Raw genomic sequence first — 19,875 nt, forward strand, 5'->3', positions numbered from 1 at the left:
GAATACAATATTGCAGCAATGTATATACGCAAATACTCAACAGAAAAAAGATAAACATTAGTATGACTGAAGAAAATCATTGTTACGAAAACGCCATGGCTGAACGTGTAAATGGCATCCTAAAAGACGAGTTTTATCTCGACCAGACCTTTGATAACGTAGCTCACGCAAAGAGAGCTGCAAAAAATGCAATTAATCTATACAACGAAATAAGATTACATTTATCTTTAGACTATAAAACACCTAATATGGTATATCAATTATCAGCGTAAATTCAATTTTAACCTGTAGCCATATTTCAGGACGAGACATACCTGCGCAGAGCAAAAACCTGTGCTAAATTGCAACAAATAGCTCTTTAAATTTGGATTAAAAACAAACGAATAAAATCGGAATTAAAAAACGTCTGAATAAACTCAGAACGGAAGAATTTTAATCAGAACGTCGGCCTGAATTGCAGAACGGAAAATGACGTTCATCTGACTACAACCATTTGCAATCTGAATTAAAAACATCGAAATTTAAAACGCTGGACTGGAATTGTGGAGATTTTTTTTTGTTTTTTAAGTAAAATATCAGATTTTAGAGATTTTTAGAATCTCATAGCAAAAAAGCTGGCTTATAAAAAAACGTTTACTAAAACCTAAAAACAAGCTTAAATGAATAAAGACAAAAAAATAATAAAACAAATAATTGAGCTGTTTAATGAAACGATTAAATTGTCCCAAGTAAATAAATCTGAATTAAATTCAAATGAATCTCTTCGGGAAAATTTAAGTTTAAAATTTAGAAAAATAGGAAAATTAGGACAGTCCATTTCACCACAGTTAGTTCTTAATTATCAAAATAATTTTTTTTGGGGTTTATTTGTTTCTCTAGAAAATTGGACAATTGATAAAAATGATGATGTATCTTGGGAACTTATAAAAGGATATACTCATAAAGGAGTGAAATATGACTCATTGAAAAATCATAAAAATAATTTAGAAAAAATATATAATATTGAATTTGAACAAGTTTTAAATTCTGAAATTAAGAATAGTTTAAATACTAAAAAGAACAAATCTGGTACGAAAATAATTTATACACCTATGGGAAACAAAAGATAAGTACTATTAAGTACTATTGCCAACAAAGAACTGAGTTAAAAAACAAGCAATTTTAAGCTAATTTTGAAACAAAGTTCTCATCATAAGGCAAACCACTTTTTGCGATAGCAAATGCCTGTTTTAATAATTTATTTGCTACTGCTATTAATGTCAGTTTTTTACTCTTTCCTTTTGCTACTAATCGTTCATAAATCTCCCCGCATGCCTTGTTGTACCTGCCTGCCTGCAGGTTTACAAAATGGGAATCATTGGGAACAACGCATTTAATCTCGACTACTTCTCCTTACAAACGAAAGTTCAAACAGAAAACAAACTATATTTTTTATACTTTAGATAATTCAAATTCCTTAATAATTAACCAGTACATCTTAACTTTGTTAAAAAAACTATGAACACAAAAATAGCTTCCCTTCTACTATTTTCTATTTTACTTTGTAACTGCGCTTCTAGAAAAATAAAAGATGTTGCTTATTTAAAATCTGCAGATACTAAAACAGCAATGCAGCCGGCGTTAAATGTTTTTGAACCTAAAAATTCCAAAGCTGCAAAAAATCCGGTGATGATTTTTGTGCATGGTGGCTATTGGACAGAAGGTGACAAAAACACTTACGGGTTTTTAGGAAGAAATTTTGCCAAAAGTGATGTTGTCACTGTAATTGCTGGCTATACGTTAAGTCCGAATGCTAATTATGATTCGATGGCTAAAGAAATTGCACAAGCAGTTAACTGGACTGTAAAAAATATTGAAAAGTATAAAGGTGATCCTGAACAAATTTATGTCATGGGTCATAGTGCTGGAGGTCATTTAATTGCTTTAATTGCTACAAATCCAAAATATTTAGAAAATAAGAATGTGCTTAAAGGTGTTATTTTAAATGATGCCGCTGGTTTAGATATGAAAACATATTTAGATAAAAACCCACCAACAAGCGAACATCATTATGATGTAACTTGGACTAAAGATCCAGCAAACTGGAAAGACGCTTCTCCTATTTATTTTATGGATGAAAGCATGCCTCCTTTTTTAATTTATGTAGGCGAAAAAACCTATAATTCAATCATTTCGCAAAACGAAGCTTTTGTTGCAAAATTAAAAACCTATCAACCAGATATAGAACCCATTTTCTTAAATAAGAAACATGTACCAATGATGTCACAATTTATTTTTCCTTGGAATAAGAGGTATGATGAAATTTTGCAATTTATTACATCAGATAAATAAGGAATTCACTCAACAACAATCAAATCAAATACACCACATTCCCAATTCCCACAATAGCAGTTATACACCCTAAAATAAAATTCATTTTAGTCGCTATAAAAGTCAGTTTGTGTTCAATTTTATCAGCAATAGTGGCATAAACGGAATACAAAATAAATGAACCAACCGTGGAGCCAATGGAAAAATAGAAACTATTGAGCAAGGAATACTCAAAATAGTCTAACCCGATTAATAACGATATGGAGGTAAAGTAAAATGGAATGGCAACCATATTTAATGAGGACATAACGATGCCGTGTAAATACGCTCGCGACTTTTCAATTTCCACCTTCTTTTTTTGATTCTTTTTAGTAACATGAAGTCTGAAAAAATTAATAGATAACAACAATAAAATTCCTGTACCTACTTTTTGAATAGTAGTAATGTATTGGGAATTCTCCATCAAAATACTTGATAAATACGCACCAATATTTGCTTGAAAAAACAAAACCGTAGCATAACCTCCAATTAAATAATAAGCCGCTTTTCGGCCACTTTTTAAACTGAATTTAACAACGGTTAGATTTAAAAAACTGGGAACAATACTTCCCATTATAGCAATAATAAATCCAAAAAATAAGCAGGTAAAAAAGATCATATAGTTTTTCTAGGCTCAAATAAACAATTTAAGGCTATAACCTATTGCTGTGTATCATTTTTAGTTTAACTCATAAACATTCTCGAGTAGCACGTTTATTACCTTACTTTTATCATTTACAACCGTTTAAGATGTTTTTGTTAACTTGTTCCGTAATAAGAAAACCAAAACCTGCACACTAAAAACATTTAAATGGCCATTGAGAATATTCCAGAAATCTATATTACGTACAAAAATAAAAGACCAGACTTGTTTGTCTATGATTTTAAAATGACCAATGATGTTGTTAAAAGTAAAGTCAATTTGGGGATGCATATGTTTAGCTTTCTACAAGTTGGAAAAAAGCAAGTACACTTTGCAGGAACAACAGTTGCCGTAAATAAAGACCAGTCCCTATTACTAAAAAAGGGCAATTGGCTTTGGACGGAGTTATTAGAAACGGAAGCCAAATATTACTGTAAGCTCTTCTTTTTTTCTGAAGAAAAACTCAAAGAATTTCTAGAAAAACATACAGCAAACAATCACGTTGTTTCAAACGATATCCCTCAATTTCTTATTAGGAATGACTACTATATAAGTTAGTATTTAAATTCATTACACAAAACAGCTATAAATTAAACATGAAGAATAGACACTGCTAAAAAAGTGAAATTCGCATTGCCTTTTCATCTCATAAAAAAGAACTACCTTTTTACACGCAAACTTTTAAATGTCTTATAAATGAAATTAACAAACAGCATTATTTTCATATAATCCGCAAGCGATGAAAACAATCAGTATGATATATATATTATTTTTCGCTGTTCTTTTTGTTTGCGAAAAAGATTCAGATGATAAGTATATCTTCTTCTTACACAATCGCTTTTTAGAATATCACGAATTACAAGATGAACATCCTGAATACGGACGGACAGAATACACCGAAATTATTTCGGTATTTAAAGAAAACGGATTTCAAGTCATAAGTGAAAAGCGACAAGGCAACGTGAATGCTAGAGCGTATGCTATGAGAATGGTATCTCAAATTGATAGCCTAATTAAAACAGGCATTGAACCTCATAAAATAACAGTTGTTGGCACATCCAAAGGTGGATATATTGCACAGTATGTTTCTACCTTGGCAAATAATCCCGATTTGAATTTTGTGTTTATTGCCAGTTTTAGGGATACTGATATTCAAAATATTCCCGAAATAAACTACTGTGGAAATATTTTAACAATTTATGAAAAATCGGATCCATATGGTGTTTCGGCAATAGCACGGAAGGAAAGCTCGACTTGCAAAATCAAAAATTTTAAAGAAATTGAACTCAATACCAAAATGGGACATGGCTTTTTATTTAAACCGCTCAACTCTTGGATGAAACCCACAATGATGTGGGCCAATGGAAATTATAATGAGCAATGAAACCCACAATATTTGAAATACAACAACTATACTCCAAAACCTGTAGATTTAATTTAAAATAATAATTTATAGTTTCAATTTTAAAGTAACTTTAGTGATATGGAAAAATTAAAAAAAGCATTCAGAATAGTTCTATACATTCTTGCAATTTTTATTATGCTATGCTCTATGCTTTCCATATTTAGGAATTCGGAAATTCGCTATTTAAAAATGCTTGACTTTCCACGGATCCAACTTTTTATAATTTCTTTAGCAACAATCTTATTTCTTTTAATTTTCATTCGGAAAAGAAGCTGGTTTAAAAACATATTGATTTCGGGATTATTAATTGGTATACTAATTAATGGTTATTTTTTAATAAACTACACGCGTTTAGTACCTGTAGAGGTCCCATCCGCGGAAGCACCATTTAATCCAAGCAACGAATTAAGCATGATAATAGCAAATGTTAAAATGTCCAATAAAATTGTGCAACCGTTAATGGATTTAATTTCTGAAAAGAACCCTGATTTAATACTTGCCATGGAAACAGACCAATGGTGGAGTAATAAATTAAATGTTCTGACTGCTAATTATCCCTACTTCCAACAAAGCACAAATAAAGTTGCGTATGGTATGGTTTTATACAGTAAACTACCTTTAAATATGATAGACGTCACGTATTTAAACAATAAAAAAGTGCCTTCATTTGAAAGTACCATTACCCTGAAAAACAATCAAGAAATTAGTTTACATTGTCTTCATCCAGTTCCACCAACACACTATAAAGACTTACCAGACAATGCCAATCAAGATGAAAATGCTATGAAAAAATTAGGGAAGCATATTCAAGATCGAAAACACCCAACTATAGTAGCTGGCGATTTAAATGATGTGGTTTGGTCCTATGTTGATGAATTAACGAACACCAAAAACATACTTTTTGACCTTAGGGTTGGCAGAGGGTTTTTTAATAGTTTTAGCGCGGAAAACATGTTTATGCGTTGGCCACTAGACCATGTTTTTGTTACAGAAGAATTTCGTCTTAAAAAACTAGAACGCTTATCTAAAATAGGTTCAGACCATTTTCCTATTTATGTGGAATTAGTGTTAGATAAAAAGTAGCTATGCTAAAATGTAAAATTGGCTTTTTTAATTGGGCACAACAACCGCATGTCCTTCATGCTCCCATTTGGTAATACCGCCTTTAAAATCATAAATTTTGGTAAAGCCAGCATCCAGCATTTTTTCGGCACATTCCGCACTTCTACCACCGGATTTACAATATAGAATAACCGGTTTATCTTTATCTAGTTTTAAAATATCTTCATCGAAGGTTTCGGATAAGAAATCAATATTTTGAAAATTAGCAATATAACCTTCAGCATATTCTTCCGGTGTACGAACATCAATTAGTTGCACATCATCAAGATCTAAAAGCATCTGCATTTCTTCTGTTGTAACTACCTGAATGGCATCGTTTTTAGACGATTGCTGGCAACTACTAATACTTAAAACCAGTATTAACAAAGCTATTCCAAATATATTTTTCATAATTTTTTATTCTATGGTTCAATGACTTCACCTGTCCATTCCGTAAAACCACCCATTAAATTATAAGCATTTTCAATTCCTAATTGATTCATAATTGCACAAGCTTGCGCACTACGTCCTCCAGATCTACAATAGATATAATAATTTTTTGAAGCATCTAAAGTTTGAATTTTCTCCATAAATACCTGACTCTGAAAAATATCCAATTGTTCAGCATTAGGAATCATACCTTCCGCTACTTCTTCATCTGTACGAACATCTATAATAACGGCTTCAGGATCTTTTTCTAATTGCTCACGCCAAGCGGCTTGTGTTAAATCTGACATATTAATTTTAATTTCTTCAAAATTACTACTTATTCATTAATAGACGAAAAAAAATCCGAAATGTTACGTTCCGGATTTCTTAATCTTTTCTAATGGTTCTGCCAAACGCTATAATTCACAGAAAACAATTTAATTTCATTACACCTTTATCGTACAACCAATGGCACGTGTATGTGTTTCTTTAATGGTTTTTCCTGCCAACAAAGCATCCACAGCATTTTCAACATATTTCTGATTCACTGCATTGGCATCTTGATAATTATCATCAATAGCACCAATATATTTTACCTGATTGCCATTGGCTGTTTTTTCCAAAATATAGACATGAGGCGTTTTCGTAGCCCCATATTGTGGATAAATTTTCTGTCCTTTATCCATTAAATATGGAAATGTAAAACCTTTGGCTTTGGCTCTAGCTCTCATTGCTTCCATGCTATCCCCTTTTTGAACATCAGGGTTATTGGGCATAATAGCAATAACTGGATATCCTTTTGATGCATATTTTTTATCCAATGCAGTAATACGGTCTTCATAAGCCACTGAATATGGACACGTATTACATGTGAAAATCACGATAAAACCCTTGGCGTCTGTGTAGTCTTTTAAAGAAACCATATTGCCATCTATATTCTCTAAGCTAAAATCCGTTGCTATATCACCTACTTTGTAACCTGCATCTTCTGTTTTTACGGTAAAAGCAAAAAAGGAGATTAATGCTAACAGCACAAATGTTGTTTTAAGTGTTTTCATTATTATTATTTTAAAAATTTATTAAGTTCTATTTGTAATTCTTTATAGGTGAAAGTTTGCTCATAAAAAGCTCTTTTATCCTTATTGTAAATAAGTGTTGCGGGAATAGCACCACTCCACTCCGCACTCACTTGCGGAATCCAACTATTTGCATCCACATCATTTAAAACTAAAATATCAGACTGCAAATTATGCTTACTTATAAAGGGTTTAAGTTTGCTTTCATATTGATGTGGAAAATCTAAACTCACCAATAAAACCTTCACATTTTCAGATTGATAATCGTTTCCTAACTTTTCAAAAGCTGGTAGTTCTTTAATACAAGGCGCACACCAAGTTGCCCAAAAATTAACCACATAAACGGTATCATCTGTTTTATTTAAAAAAGGCTTCAGTCCTTCAAAGTCGTAAATAGCGAGACTATCTTTAACCTCTTCAATATGTGTATTGGCATTTTGAGTTTGTTCTTTTTTAGAAATATCTTGACAACTCCAAACGGTAAGCACCAAAAAAAATAACATATATTTCATCTGATAAAAATACATATTTGTTTTTAATTGATTTGCTGTTTAACAAACATTTAAACGAACAGAATCCCTTTTAAACCATTTTTATGCAATAATTTTTGGTTAGTTAAATTTTCATTTTATATTTGACCTATATTAAAATACTCATGAACACAATTTTAAATCATACGTGGTGGTGGAACAATCGAAATTCAAAATTCGTGAACTAATCCTATCCGTATATTTAAATTAAACATACTTAAAAAGGCTTGTCATTCACGACAAGCCTTTTTTTTTGAAATCATATTTATGAAAACATTTAGTCTTTACACACATTATAAAAAAATACTTGCCGATACCATTACACCTGTGGGTGTGTATCTGAAAATTCGCGATAAATTCCCGAATAGTATTTTATTGGAAAGTAGCGATTATCATGCTAACGATAATTCATTCTCTTATATCTGTTGCAATCCTATTGCGTCTATATCCGTGAAAAATGAAGAAATCACCCAAGACTTTCCTGATGGCAGCCAATTAATTCATAAAATTTCAAAAAAGAATGATGTGGTGGATAGTATTCATAAATTCACCAAGCGTTTTAAAATACATTCGGACACCGATTTTAAATTTATAAACAATGGTGTTTTTGGGTATATGGCTTATGATGCGGTTCGCTATTTTGAAGATATTTCTATCGCTAAAAAAGAAGGTCATCAAGATATTCCTGATATTTACTATGCCGTTTATCAAAATATTATAGCCATTAATCATCATAAAAATGAAGCTTATATTTTTGCACATTGTTTTAACACAGAAACAAATATTAATGAGGTTTTACAACTCATTACCTCCCGAAACTTTGCTGCATTTAACTTTTCAACATCAGGAGAAACCACGTCCAATTTAACTGATAATGCCTATAAAGAACAAGTAGAACTCGCTAAACAACATTGCGCGCGAGGAGATGTTTTTCAGTTGGTATTATCTAAAAAATTCTCCCAAAAATTTAAAGGTGATGAGTTTAATGTCTATCGTGCCTTACGAAGTATTAATCCTTCTCCTTACCTATTTTACTTTGATTATGGCGATTTTAAAATCTTTGGAAGTTCGCCAGAAGCGCAATTAGTAGTAAAAGGAGATCAAGCAGAAATCCATCCCATCGCGGGAACGTTTAAACGAACGGGTAATGATGAAAAAGACGCTATTCTTGCCAAACAGCTTTCTGAAGATGATAAGGAAAATGCCGAACACGTTATGTTGGTAGATTTAGCACGAAATGATTTAAGTCGCCATGGCAGTCAGGTAAAAGTTGAAACCTACCGAGAAGTCCAATTCTTTTCACATGTTATTCATTTGGTAAGTAAAGTTATTGGCAAAAAGCATGCAGAAACAACTACTATGCAAATGGTTGCAGATACATTTCCTGCAGGAACATTAAGTGGTGCTCCTAAACATAAAGCTATGGAACTCATTGAAAAATACGAAACAACGAGTCGTGATTTTTATGGAGGTGCTATCGGTTTTATGGATTTTCATGGTAATTTTAATCATGCCATTATGATTCGGACTTTTTTAAGTAAAAATCACGAATTACATTGGCAAGCTGGCGCAGGATTAGTGTCCAAATCAGATCCTGAAAGTGAATTACAAGAAGTATATAATAAATTAGGCGCTTTAACAAAAGCGATAGAATTGGCAACCGATATTTAAAAATGGAAAACAAAACACACATATTAGTTATTGATAACTACGATAGTTTCACCTATAATCTAGTACATTATTTAGAAGATTTGGATTGCGAGGTGACTGTAAAACGAAATGACCAACTCACTTTAGAGGAAGTTGATGCGTTTGATAAAATTGTGTTATCTCCAGGACCAGGTATTCCAGATGAAGCAGGTTTACTAAAAGCCATCATCCAAAAATATGCATCCACAAAAAGCATTTTAGGAGTTTGCCTAGGCCAACAAGCTATTGGCGAAGTGTTTGGTGGAACCTTAACCAATTTAGAAACGGTGTTTCATGGTGTTGCTACACAAATTACGGTATCAGTTGATGATGAAGCACTTTTTAATGGATTAGGGAAAAGCATGGAAGTTGGTCGTTACCATTCATGGGTTGTTCAAGAAAATTTACCTGATGTTTTAGAAGCAACATCCTTTGATGACAATGGGCAAATAATGTCACTTCGTCATAAAGTATTTGATGTTCGTGGTGTTCAGTTTCATCCAGAATCTGTTTTAACACCAAATGGGAAACAGATGTTAGCCAATTGGCTGAAGAGTTAAATAGATAAAAGAAATGATTCAAAATAAAGCGTAAAATATTGGAGGTTTTTAGTTAAAAAAATATGAGGTTGTGATTTGTTAATGTGTTATTTGGTTATTCAGTTATCATGTCGTGACACCAAAATAACGCATATGTCATTAATTCGTTAACCGAATACTCAAAAAATAAAAATAGCTCCTAAAAAAAGAAGGGTTCCGTCTTAAACGAGAACATAATATCAAAAAGATGAAAAACATACTTAACAGACTTATTAATCAAGAGCACATTTCCAGCGATGAAGCTAAAGGTGTATTGGTTAATATTTCAAAAGGCAACTACAATCAAAGCCAGATTGCATCATTTTTAACGGTTTATATGATGCGAAATATTACGCTTGAAGAACTTCAGGGCTTTCGTGATGCTTTACTAGAGTTGTGTATTCCTGTAGATTTAAATGGTTATAACGCCATAGATTTATGCGGTACTGGAGGCGATGGTAAAGACACCTTTAACATTTCAACTTTGGCTTCATTTGTTACAGCTGGAGCTGGTGTACATGTTTCAAAACATGGTAATTACGGCGTATCTTCTGCTTGCGGATCATCCAATGTCATGGAGCATTTGGGGATTAAATTTAGTAGCGATATAGGTTTTTTAAAAACCTGTTTGGACGATGCAGGCATATGTGTACTGCATGCGCCTTTGTTTCATCCAGCCATGAAAAATGTAGCACCAATTCGTCGGGAATTAGGCGTGAAAACATTTTTTAATATGTTAGGCCCTATGGTTAATCCGTCCTTTCCAGAAAATCAACTTGTAGGTGTTTTTAGTTTAGAATTATTGCGCCTCTATAGTTATCTCTATCAAAATTCAGATAAAAAATATAGCATTGTCCATGCTTTAGATGGCTATGATGAAATATCATTAACAGGTTCCGCAAAAGTGATTAATAATGCATCAGAAAAAATGATTAACCCTAGTAATTTTGGTGTGGAAACACTCTCACAACAAGCTATTCATGGTGGTGATTCGGTTGCTTCCTCTGCAAAAATATTCACGCATATATTAGATGGACAAGGTACCATTGCCCAAAACAATGTGGTTTGTGCCAATGCCGCTTTAGCTATTTCTACAGTTAAAAACATACCCATTTCAGAAAGCTTTGCATTAGCCAAAGAATCCTTGCAAAGCGGTCAAGCTAAAAAACGATTTAAAAAATTAGTGGCTTTAAGTAAAAAATAAAAACATCTATAAATACGAAATTGGTCATGGATATATTAGAAAAAATAGTTGCAGATAAACGCTTGGAAGTTGCATTAAAAAAACAACTTATTCCTTCATTGCAATTGGAGCAATCTGTTTTATTTGAACACGAAACCATTTCGCTCGTTAAAAATTTACAACATAGTCCTTTCGGTACTATTGCGGAACATAAACGACGCTCACCTTCCAAACAGGTTATCAATCACAATTTAAATGTGTTTGATGTAGCCCAAGGCTATGAAAAAGCGGGTGTTTCTGGGATGTCCGTTTTAACGGATGGCAAATATTTTGGTGGATCATTAGACGATTTATTGTTAGCACGATCAAGTTGCAATTTGCCGCTTTTACGTAAAGAATTCATTATTGATAGCTACCAAATTTTAGAAGCCAAAGCCTATGGCGCAGATGTAATTTTATTGATAGCTGCCATACTAACACAAGAAGAAATTAAAAGCTTTTCAGAATTTGCTAAAAGCTTACAATTAGAAGTGTTATTGGAAGTCCATAACGAAGCAGAACTGCAGAAATCCATTATGCCGAGTTTAGATATGATTGGTGTAAATAATCGGAATCTAAAAACCTTTGAAGTGTCTTTGGAAACGAGTAAAACGTTAAGCAGTTATATTCCAAACGACTTTATAAAAGTTTCTGAAAGTGGCATCAGTAATGTAGACGCTATAAAAGAATTAAAACCATTTGGTTTCCAAGGGTTTTTAATTGGAGAAAATTTTATGAAGACGGATAATCCAGGTGAAAGCGCTAATCATTTTATAAACCAATTTTAGCTATGAAATTAAAAGTTTGTGGCATGAAATTCCCAGATAATATGAAAGCGGTTGCCAAGTTGCAACCCGATTATTTGGGTTTCATATTTTATAAGAAATCAGCTCGCTTTTTTGATGGTGTTATCCCAACATTACCTAATACCATTAAAAAGGTAGGTGTATTTGTAGATGCTTCACCAAAAGAAATCATAACTATTGCAAATAATTATAATTTGGATGTTGTGCAATTACATGGTAACCAAACCAAAGAATTTGTTTTAATGCTCAACGGACTCGCCACGCTTTATGCTGCCAAAGATTTTGAAGTTTGGAAAGTGTTTAGTGTTGGCCAACATTTCGATTTTAAAGATTTACAGCCTTTTGAAAATAAAGTGAGTAAATATCTTTTTGATACCAAAGGCGAACTTCAAGGCGGAAATGGATTCATCTTTAATTGGGATCTCTTAAAAGAATACCCTTCAGCAAAACCTTTTATATTAAGCGGTGGCATTGGTTTAGATGAAGTGGAACACATTAAAGAATTTTTAAAGCAAGATGTTTCAAAAAAGTGTTATGCATTGGATGTGAATAGCCAATTTGAAACAGAGCCTGGCCTTAAAAACATGGAGATTATAAAAGAATTTAAAAACAGATTGCATCACCTTAAGTGATTTTTAAGGAACTAAAACATAGTATCGAGAAGTAAAACGGTTGGATTCATTTAATTGAATATTACGGATTTAACAACAACAAAATAATATGACTTACAATATCAACGAGAAAGGTTATTACGGAGAATTTGGAGGCGCTTTCATTCCAGAAATGCTTTATCCAAACGTGGAAGAGTTACGTCAAAAATATTTAAAAGTTTTGGCGGAGCCTGACTTTCAAAAAGAATTTAAAGCTTTACTAAAGGATTATGTAGGCAGACCGTCTCCATTGTATTTTGCCAAGCGACTTTCCAAAAAATACAAAACCAAAATCTATTTAAAACGAGAAGATTTAAATCATACAGGTGCGCACAAAATCAATAATACTATTGGACAAATTCTTATGGCGCAACGTTTAGGCAAAAAACGCATTATTGCCGAAACTGGTGCTGGACAACATGGTGTGGCAACGGCAACCGTTTGCGCTTTAATGGGATTGGAATGCATTGTTTATATGGGCGAGATTGATATGGCTAGACAAGCACCAAACGTAGCAAGAATGAATATGCTTGGCGCTAAAGTAGTGCCTGCAACTTCGGGGAGCAAAACACTAAAAGATGCGACTAATGAAGCCATACGAGATTGGATTAATAATCCGGTAGATACACACTATATTATAGGTAGTGTGGTTGGTCCACATCCCTATCCAGATATGGTAGCACGGTTTCAAGCTATTGTTTCAGAAGAAATAAAATGGCAATTGCAAGAACATGAAGGTAGTCCGAATCCTAATTATGTTATTGCCTGTGTTGGTGGTGGTAGCAATGCAGCCGGTGCTTATTATCATTTTTTGGAGGACACCAACGTAAAACTAATTGCTGTTGAAGCTGCTGGAAAAGGTGTTCATACTGGTGAAAGTGCTGCAACATCGGTATTAGGAAAAATAGGAATTATTCACGGCAGCAAAACTTTATTAATGCAAACTACTGATGGCCAAATAACAGAGCCTTATTCTATTTCCGCAGGATTGGATTACCCAGGTGTTGGCCCCATGCATGCGCATTTATATCAATCTGGTCGTGCAGAATTTCTAGCCATAACAGACAACGAAGCTATGGAAGCAGGTTTAGAATTATGTCAGTTAGAAGGTATTATTCCGGCTATTGAAACGGCTCATGCCTTGGCTGTATTTAAAACGAAGTCATTCCAACCCGATGATATAGTTGTATTAAGCCTTTCCGGTCGTGGTGATAAAGATTTAAGCACGTATAGCGATTATTTTAATTTATAAATGAAATTCATGAATAGAATCAATCAAAAATTACAGGAAAACAAAAAGCTATTATCCATCTATTTTTCAGCCGGTTACCCCAATTTAAAAGATACCGTTCCCATTATTCAAAAACTGGCAGAAAACGGTGTGGATATGATTGAAATTGGATTGCCTTTTAGTGACCCTCTTGCTGATGGCCCAACTATTCAGGCAAGTTCTACAAAAGCGTTAAAAAATGGCATGACTACAGAGATGCTTTTCAATCAGCTAAAAGATATTCGGAAAACCGTTTCAATTCCATTAATTATTATGGGGTATTTCAATCCCATTCTACAATATGGCGTAGAAGCATTCTGTAAGAAATGTCAAGAAATTGGTATTGATGGCTTCATTATTCCAGATTTACCTGTAGATGTTTATCATGATAATTACAAAGCGCTTTTTGAAAAATATAACCTCATAAACGTGTTTTTAATTACGCCTCAAACATCAGACGAGCGAATTCGTTTTATTGATAGTGTTTCCAATGGATTTATTTATATGGTTAGCAGCTCCAGCGTAACAGGAAGTCAGTCCGGATTTGGTAAGGCAGAACTTAATTATTTTAAACGAATTGCCACCATGAACCTCAAAAACCCACAAATAATTGGTTTTGGGATTTCCACGAATGAAACATTCAACCAAGCAACCGAATATGCAAAAGGCGCCATTATTGGAAGTGCTTTTATCAAGCATCTTGAAAATACAGGTATTGAAAAAATTCATAATTTTATAAAATTCATACAACCATAAATATTCAGGGATGATTAAAATTCTTAACGACGGGAAGTTATTGCTTCTATTATGCCTCACATTGGGACTTGCTCCCTTTTTTCCTGAACCACACGTTTGGGGAAAATTAAAATGGATAGCAGGAGGCGCTGTTGGTATGCAACCCATGGATTGGCTTGATCTGTTATTTCATGGTTTTCCATTCCTTTTACTATTAAGGTATCTAGTTCTCAAAATTGTTTTAAAAAAAATATAGTCAAATTCACATTTTGACTGAAAATTTTTATTATTATCTTTAGAATTCCAACCTAGACCGATTAATTATGCGAAAAAATTACATGAAAAAGACATCCTTTTCAAGTTCTCTCATTCTTTTACTATTCATTTTGTTTTCTCAAATTTCTTGGTCGCAAAACGATACGATTGTATTAAAAAACAATGATAAAATTATTGGTGAAATAAAATCGATGGACAGAGGTGTGGTTACAGTTAAAACGACCTACAGTGATTCAGATTTTAAAATTACTTGGATAGATATAAAAAGTGTAAGGAGTAATCAAACCTACTTATTAACACTCTCCAATGGCAAAAGAATAAACAGTTCCATAAACACAAAACCTGGTGATGATACCAAAGTAACCATAATGGATGATGGCACTGAACTTGTTATACCCATTAAAGATATTGTATATATTAAACCCGTAAAAAATGATTTTCTCTCACGAATTGTCGCATCGGTTTCCGTTGGGTATAACATTACAAAAAGCAATAATTTAAGGCAGTTTTCCGTAAGCAGTAATTTAAGTTATACAGCATACAAATGGCTTTTAACAGGTAGTTACAATGCTGTAAGAAGCAATCAAGACGATGTTGCAGAAACAAAACGTACCGATGCAAGTGTTGGTTTTAACTATTTTATGAAGAATGACTGGTTCTATGCCACGGAAGCAAATTTTCTCTCTAATGATGAGCAAAAATTAAAATTACGATCAACTATTAAAGGTGGTTTAGGTAAATATTTCGTCCATTCCAATAAATTATTCTTCGGTGGTGGCTTTGGTGTGGCTTGGAATAATGAAAGCTTTAGTGACGAGTTTAACACCAACCGAAACTCCATGGAAGCTTATGGAAATCTAACTTTAAATATGTTCGATTTTAGCGATTTTAGTTTAAATACCGACCTTACTTTTTATCCTAGTTTAACCGAAGGCGGCCGATATCGTGTGGATTATAATTTGAATTTAAAATATGATTTACCGTTAGACTTCTTCATAAAATTAGGTTTAACTTATAACTATGATAGCAAACCGGTTGAAGGTGCTTCCGTATCAGATTATGTATTCCAGTCTACCTTTGGTTGGGAGTTTAATTAGTCTATAGTTGCATTGAAAATATGCCACATTATTTATTTTTCAACATGTTTAAATACATAGCTTCTACTTTATTCCGAGCCCAAGGTGTGCGTCTTAAAAACTTTAAACTGGATTTAACCGAAGGGTTATCTGTAAAACATTTTATTTTTATGGTATAACCCATATACTCCCAACCATAATGCGCTTCTAGGTCTAAAATAATTTTCTCAAGCGTTATACCATGTAATGGATTATTTGGTTGTTGCTCCATATTACAAACTAACTAGATCTTTAATTTTCACCGCTTTTTCAAAATGATCCAATTGGTGTGTTTCAATCCACCAAGTTGCAGCTTCCATTAATAATTTTGGGTTATTATTTTTATTTTCAAAAAAAGCATAGAAAGACAAGCCAACATTTTCGCCTTTCTGTGCTATTTTAGTATTGCATACGTGAATTATTTTCGACTTTAATTCTGGACTCATAATCTAATCTCTTCTACTTTTTGGCCGTCTATTGGACGTACGACTCTCATTAGATCTATTTGATTTTCTAGACGAATTATCTGAAGGTTTTCTAGAACTAGATTGGTTTTTTTTAGGGCTTCGCTGTTTACTTCTACCTTGGCCTTGTTTTATAGGTTGTGTAGATGCATTAGGATCTGGTTCAAAACCTTCTAAAATAGTTACGGGAATTCGCTCACCGACCAATTTTTCAATATCGCGTAAAAATGTTGTTTCATCAGCACTTACTAATGAAATTGCTTCACCACTTGCTCCTGCTCTACCTGTTCTACCAATACGGTGAACATAATCTTCTGAAATATTCGGTAATTCAAAATTAATAACATGCGGTAATAGTGGAATATCCAAACCACGTGCCGCAATATCGGTTGCTACCAAAACACTTATTTTGCTAGATTTAAAACCAGCTAATGCTTTGGTTCTTGCACCTTGACTTTTATTTCCATGAATAGCGGCAGCCGTAATACCGCTGCTTATCATTTTTTTACATAGTTTATTGGCACCATGTTTTGTACGTGTAAATACAAGAACTTGATTCCAATTACCATCTAAAATCAGTTTAATAATTAAATCTGTTTTTTTGGCTTTAGCAACGCGATAAACCTTTTGAGTAATAGCATCCACGGTAGAGTTTTCTGGAGTTGCTTCAACCATTACAGGCTTCCGTAAAATACCATTTGCCAGTTTTTTTATCTCTTTAGAAAACGTTGCCGAAAACAATAAATTTTGTCTTTTAGCTGGCATTAAGGCCATAATACGTTCAATATCACGTAAAAAACCCATATCTAACATTCTATCAGCCTCATCAAGTACAAGAATTTCAACCTGCTTTAGTGAAATAACACCTTGATTTTGTAAATCTAATAGGCGTCCTGGTGTTGCTACCAAAATATCAACGCCACGATTAAGAGAGGCTACTTGCGGTTTTTGGTTGACACCTCCAAAAATAACTAAAGCACGTAAATCTGTAAATTCACTATATGACTTAACATTTTCATAGACTTGTGCTGCTAATTCCCGTGTTGGTGTTAAAATTAAGGCACGAATAGGTCTTCGATTAGAAGCTTGTGTTTGTGATAGTATTTGTAATAACGGAAGCGTAAAACCTGCCGTTTTTCCTGTTCCCGTTTGCGCGGATGCTAATACATCCCGTCCTTCAAGAACTGCTGGAATTGCTTTTTGCTGAATTGGCGAAGGTGTTTCATAACCTTGCTTACTGACCGCTTTTAAAAGGGCGTCAGACAAACCTAATGTTTTAAATGACATATAACGTATTTGTGAAGTGATAACCTAATAAATACAGATGTCACTCCTTTTGTTAGCCGCAAAGGTAAACTTATTTAATTCCAAATCTTGGTATCTGGCAGTTTTTATCACAATTCAATGCCGAGAACAGTTTAACATTTAATAACCTGATTTTAAGATAGTTTTAATAAAACACTAGGCGTTTTTCATTATATTAAAATAAACTTAAAAAGATATAAATTATGGGAACTATAACCGACAAAAGAAAATTTAAACCAACCAAAGAACAGAAAAATCCAACAAATCCAACCGGAAATACCAATATTAAAACCAACGATTTTGATATTGATAAAAAGACTATTAAAAATCAAAAAAACAAAGAATAATTATTTCTTTTTTTTGATAGAAAAGCCAATTTCATTACCATGAATTTGGCTTTTTTTTATGTTTATTTTTACTAATAATAGTTATTAAAAATAACTCGCTTCTATCCTAAATAATGATACGGGAATTGCGTTATTTTGCAATATGGAAAACACCTTAAAATCTTATATTCCTAGTGCTGCTATTCCACAGATAATGGCACTATTGGACCATGATGATTTAACTGTGAAAATTAAGACGGAACGTAAAACGCGTCATGGTGATTATAGACGATTGCCCAACGGAAAGCATGAAATTACTATAAATTCAAATTTAAATTCCTATCGTTTTTTAATCACGTTGATTCATGAAATTGCTCATTTTGAAGCTTATAAAGCCTTTGGAAAACATATTAAGCCGCATGGAAAAGCTTGGAAACACACGTTTCAAAAATTGATGTTACCATTTTTAAATCCAGCTATTTTTCCAATGGATTTATTACCACTTTTGGCCAATCACTTTAAAAACCCAAAAGCTAGTAGTGATACAGATATAAAATTAGCATTCGCTTTAAAACAATTTGATCCACAAAATGACAAAACCTATGTGTTTGAAATCCCATTTGGGCAACACTTTAAACTATATAATGGTAAAGTTTTTAAAAAGGGTAACAAACGTGTAAAACGGATTGAATGTATTGAAATTAAAACAGGAAAATTGTATCTTTTCAACCCAAATGCAGAAGTAGACGCTATAAATGATTAATGAATATCTTTCCAAACAAGGTCCTTTAAACAGGTATTTTTGGTAAGATTAAATGAAACTAAATGAATAAAAATTATTACGCCATATTAATGGCAGGAGGTGTTGGCTCGCGTTTCTGGCCAGTAAGCACTCAAGATTTCCCAAAACAATTTCATGATATGTTAGGAACTGGTGATACGCTCATTCAGAAAACCTTCAGCCGATTAAGTAAGCTTATTCCTAAAGAAAATATTTTCATTCTCACCAATGAACGTTATAACGATTTGGTTTTTGAACAACTTCCTGAAATAACCAAACGTCAGGTTGTACTGGAACCAGCCATGCGCAATACAGCACCTTGTATTCTATATGCATCTTTAAAAATTCAGAAAGAAAATCCAGATGCCTTAATGATTGTAGCTCCAAGTGACCATTGGATTGAAGATGAAGCTGCCTTTACTACCAATGTAAAGCAGGCTTTTGAGTTTTGTAAATCTCATGATGCACTCATGACTTTAGGTATTAAGCCAACATTTCCAAACACAGGCTATGGTTATATTGAATACGACAAAACGACCGAAACCGATATTAAACCTGTAAAACAATTTAGAGAAAAACCCAATTATAAAACGGCTAAAGCATTTATAGAACAGGGCAATTTTCTGTGGAATGCAGGAATTTTTATGTGGAGTGTTTCGAGCGTTATTAATGCTTTTAAAAACAACCAATCGGATTTATTTACACTTTTTGAAAGTGGAATATCGGCTTACAACACCGAAAAGGAAGCCTCCTTTATAGCCGAGAATTATGGTAAGGCTGAAAATATCTCAGTGGATTATGCTATTATGGAATCATCAAACAACGTGTATGTCCTTCCTGCTACTTTTGATTGGAATGATTTAGGAACTTGGGGTAGTTTGTATGATAAATTAGATAAAGACACCAACAAAAATGCGGTTGTAAATGCGCAAACCTTAACCGAGGATGCATCAGGAAACATGATCAGGACCGACCGGAAAAAACTCGTTGTAATTGATGGTTTAACCGATTATATAGTAGTGGACAAAGCGGAAGTTTTACTTATCTTTCCAAAGTCTAAAGAACAAGATATTAAAGAAACATTGCAACGCGTTAAAGATAATTTTGGAGACCAATTCATTTAAA

General features: G+C 33.1%; 25 protein-coding genes and 2 pseudogenes. 18 read left to right on the top strand and 9 right to left on the bottom strand.

Annotation, left to right across the window (positions count from 1 at the left end):
- Together ACFPH8_RS13040 and ACFPH8_RS13045 are read left to right on the top strand one after the other, a co-directional pair.
- The coding region (locus ACFPH8_RS13040) for a transposase (protein ID WP_376861586.1) at positions 1 to 272 on the top strand (272 nt) is incomplete at its 5' end.
- A 387-nt stretch (positions 273 to 659) separates the two neighbouring features.
- Positions 660 to 1,109 (top strand): hypothetical protein, encoded by a 450-nt coding sequence (locus tag ACFPH8_RS13045; protein ID WP_376861588.1) that lies wholly within the window; start codon positions 660 to 662, stop codon positions 1,107 to 1,109.
- Positions 1,110 to 1,161: 52 nt separating this feature from the next.
- On the opposite strand, the pseudogene ACFPH8_RS13050 reads toward ACFPH8_RS13045, so the two are convergent.
- A pseudogene (locus tag ACFPH8_RS13050) lies at positions 1,162 to 1,332 on the bottom strand (IS110 family transposase); the annotation flags it as partial.
- A gap of 165 nt (positions 1,333 to 1,497) precedes the next feature.
- Here ACFPH8_RS13050 and ACFPH8_RS13055 point away from each other — a divergent pair.
- Positions 1,498 to 2,331, top strand: a complete 834-nt coding sequence (locus ACFPH8_RS13055; RefSeq protein WP_248395286.1) for an alpha/beta hydrolase — start codon at positions 1,498 to 1,500, stop codon at positions 2,329 to 2,331.
- 19 nt (positions 2,332 to 2,350) lie between these two features.
- On the opposite strand, the gene ACFPH8_RS13060 is transcribed toward ACFPH8_RS13055, so the two are convergent.
- Positions 2,351 to 2,968 (bottom strand): LysE family translocator, encoded by a 618-nt coding sequence (locus ACFPH8_RS13060; RefSeq protein WP_376861590.1) that lies wholly within the window; start codon positions 2,966 to 2,968, stop codon positions 2,351 to 2,353.
- Between the two features lie 192 nt (positions 2,969 to 3,160).
- Here ACFPH8_RS13060 and ACFPH8_RS13065 point away from each other — a divergent pair.
- The 3 genes and pseudogenes from ACFPH8_RS13065 to ACFPH8_RS13075 form a co-directional block, all read left to right on the top strand.
- Positions 3,161 to 3,547: pseudogene (locus tag ACFPH8_RS13065) on the top strand (helix-turn-helix domain-containing protein); the annotation flags it as partial.
- A gap of 199 nt (positions 3,548 to 3,746) precedes the next feature.
- A complete protein-coding gene (locus tag ACFPH8_RS13070; RefSeq protein ID WP_376861592.1) occupies positions 3,747 to 4,376 on the top strand; it encodes an alpha/beta hydrolase in 630 nt (209 codons plus the stop codon).
- Between the two features lie 99 nt (positions 4,377 to 4,475).
- The gene (locus ACFPH8_RS13075; RefSeq protein WP_376861594.1) at positions 4,476 to 5,480 is read left to right on the top strand and encodes an endonuclease/exonuclease/phosphatase family protein; all 1,005 of its coding nucleotides are present in this window, start codon (positions 4,476 to 4,478) and stop codon (positions 5,478 to 5,480) included.
- Between the two features lie 27 nt (positions 5,481 to 5,507).
- On the opposite strand, the gene ACFPH8_RS13080 is transcribed toward ACFPH8_RS13075, so the two are convergent.
- The 4 genes from ACFPH8_RS13080 to ACFPH8_RS13095 all read right to left on the bottom strand — a co-directional run bounded on the left by ACFPH8_RS13080 (position 5,508) and on the right by ACFPH8_RS13095 (position 7,515).
- Positions 5,508 to 5,909 (bottom strand): rhodanese-like domain-containing protein, encoded by a 402-nt coding sequence (locus ACFPH8_RS13080; RefSeq protein WP_248395290.1) that lies wholly within the window; start codon positions 5,907 to 5,909, stop codon positions 5,508 to 5,510.
- Between the two features lie 11 nt (positions 5,910 to 5,920).
- Complete coding sequence (locus tag ACFPH8_RS13085) at positions 5,921 to 6,235, bottom strand: rhodanese-like domain-containing protein (RefSeq protein ID WP_248395291.1); 315 nt, start codon at positions 6,233 to 6,235, stop codon at positions 5,921 to 5,923.
- Between the two features lie 138 nt (positions 6,236 to 6,373).
- Entirely contained in the window at positions 6,374 to 6,985 is a 612-nt protein-coding gene (locus tag ACFPH8_RS13090; protein WP_376861597.1) for a thioredoxin family protein, read from the bottom strand.
- A gap of 5 nt (positions 6,986 to 6,990) precedes the next feature.
- Positions 6,991 to 7,515, bottom strand: a complete 525-nt coding sequence (locus ACFPH8_RS13095; protein WP_376861599.1) for a TlpA disulfide reductase family protein — start codon at positions 7,513 to 7,515, stop codon at positions 6,991 to 6,993.
- A gap of 285 nt (positions 7,516 to 7,800) precedes the next feature.
- Here ACFPH8_RS13095 and ACFPH8_RS13100 point away from each other — a divergent pair, with 285 nt between their 5' ends.
- The 9 genes from ACFPH8_RS13100 (at position 7,801) to ACFPH8_RS13140 (ending at position 15,856) form a co-directional block, all read left to right on the top strand.
- Positions 7,801 to 9,204: an anthranilate synthase component I family protein gene (locus ACFPH8_RS13100; RefSeq protein WP_376861601.1), complete on the top strand. Its 1,404-nt coding sequence runs from the start codon at positions 7,801 to 7,803 to the stop codon at positions 9,202 to 9,204.
- Between the two features lie 2 nt (positions 9,205 to 9,206).
- Positions 9,207 to 9,782, top strand: coding sequence for an anthranilate synthase component II (locus tag ACFPH8_RS13105; protein WP_376861603.1), 576 nt, complete (start codon positions 9,207 to 9,209; stop codon positions 9,780 to 9,782).
- 226 nt (positions 9,783 to 10,008) lie between these two features.
- Entirely contained in the window at positions 10,009 to 11,004 is a 996-nt protein-coding gene (trpD, locus tag ACFPH8_RS13110; protein WP_376861605.1) for an anthranilate phosphoribosyltransferase, read from the top strand.
- Between the two features lie 26 nt (positions 11,005 to 11,030).
- Positions 11,031 to 11,810, top strand: coding sequence for an indole-3-glycerol phosphate synthase TrpC (trpC, locus tag ACFPH8_RS13115; protein ID WP_376861607.1), 780 nt, complete (start codon positions 11,031 to 11,033; stop codon positions 11,808 to 11,810).
- Positions 11,811 to 11,812: 2 nt separating this feature from the next.
- The gene (locus ACFPH8_RS13120; RefSeq protein WP_376861609.1) at positions 11,813 to 12,460 is read left to right on the top strand and encodes a phosphoribosylanthranilate isomerase; all 648 of its coding nucleotides are present in this window, start codon (positions 11,813 to 11,815) and stop codon (positions 12,458 to 12,460) included.
- Between the two features lie 88 nt (positions 12,461 to 12,548).
- Positions 12,549 to 13,730 (top strand): tryptophan synthase subunit beta, encoded by a 1,182-nt coding sequence (gene trpB, locus ACFPH8_RS13125; RefSeq protein WP_376861611.1) that lies wholly within the window; start codon positions 12,549 to 12,551, stop codon positions 13,728 to 13,730.
- Between the two features lie 9 nt (positions 13,731 to 13,739).
- Positions 13,740 to 14,504 (top strand): tryptophan synthase subunit alpha, encoded by a 765-nt coding sequence (gene trpA / locus ACFPH8_RS13130; protein ID WP_376861613.1) that lies wholly within the window; start codon positions 13,740 to 13,742, stop codon positions 14,502 to 14,504.
- 10 nt (positions 14,505 to 14,514) lie between these two features.
- Positions 14,515 to 14,739: a hypothetical protein gene (locus ACFPH8_RS13135; protein WP_248395309.1), complete on the top strand. Its 225-nt coding sequence runs from the start codon at positions 14,515 to 14,517 to the stop codon at positions 14,737 to 14,739.
- Positions 14,740 to 14,821: 82 nt separating this feature from the next.
- Complete coding sequence (locus tag ACFPH8_RS13140) at positions 14,822 to 15,856, top strand: DUF481 domain-containing protein (RefSeq protein WP_376861615.1); 1,035 nt, start codon at positions 14,822 to 14,824, stop codon at positions 15,854 to 15,856.
- A 28-nt stretch (positions 15,857 to 15,884) separates the two neighbouring features.
- Here the strand turns inward: ACFPH8_RS13140 and ACFPH8_RS13145 are convergent, their stop codons facing one another.
- From ACFPH8_RS13145 to ACFPH8_RS13155, 3 genes are read right to left on the bottom strand one after another with little or no spacing between them, the layout of a single operon-like run.
- Positions 15,885 to 16,106: a VF530 family protein gene (locus tag ACFPH8_RS13145; protein WP_376861617.1), complete on the bottom strand. Its 222-nt coding sequence runs from the start codon at positions 16,104 to 16,106 to the stop codon at positions 15,885 to 15,887.
- A gap of 1 nt (position 16,107) precedes the next feature.
- Positions 16,108 to 16,320: a DUF6500 family protein gene (locus ACFPH8_RS13150; RefSeq protein WP_376861619.1), complete on the bottom strand. Its 213-nt coding sequence runs from the start codon at positions 16,318 to 16,320 to the stop codon at positions 16,108 to 16,110.
- A gap of 3 nt (positions 16,321 to 16,323) precedes the next feature.
- The gene (locus ACFPH8_RS13155) at positions 16,324 to 17,625 is read right to left on the bottom strand and encodes a DEAD/DEAH box helicase (RefSeq protein ID WP_376861621.1); all 1,302 of its coding nucleotides are present in this window, start codon (positions 17,623 to 17,625) and stop codon (positions 16,324 to 16,326) included.
- Between the two features lie 221 nt (positions 17,626 to 17,846).
- Between ACFPH8_RS13155 and ACFPH8_RS13160 the strand changes: the two genes are divergently transcribed.
- The 3 genes from ACFPH8_RS13160 (at position 17,847) to ACFPH8_RS13170 (ending at position 19,874) form a co-directional block, all read left to right on the top strand.
- Positions 17,847 to 17,990 (top strand): hypothetical protein, encoded by a 144-nt coding sequence (locus ACFPH8_RS13160; RefSeq protein WP_248395318.1) that lies wholly within the window; start codon positions 17,847 to 17,849, stop codon positions 17,988 to 17,990.
- A 142-nt stretch (positions 17,991 to 18,132) separates the two neighbouring features.
- Complete coding sequence (locus ACFPH8_RS13165; RefSeq protein ID WP_376861623.1) at positions 18,133 to 18,732, top strand: SprT-like domain-containing protein; 600 nt, start codon at positions 18,133 to 18,135, stop codon at positions 18,730 to 18,732.
- Positions 18,733 to 18,794: 62 nt separating this feature from the next.
- Complete coding sequence (locus ACFPH8_RS13170) at positions 18,795 to 19,874, top strand: mannose-1-phosphate guanylyltransferase (RefSeq protein ID WP_376861625.1); 1,080 nt, start codon at positions 18,795 to 18,797, stop codon at positions 19,872 to 19,874.
- Position 19,875 lies beyond the last annotated feature (1 nt).

Source organism: Bizionia hallyeonensis (genome assembly GCF_042657385.1).
GTDB lineage: Bacteria > Bacteroidota > Bacteroidia > Flavobacteriales > Flavobacteriaceae > Algorimicrobium > Algorimicrobium hallyeonense.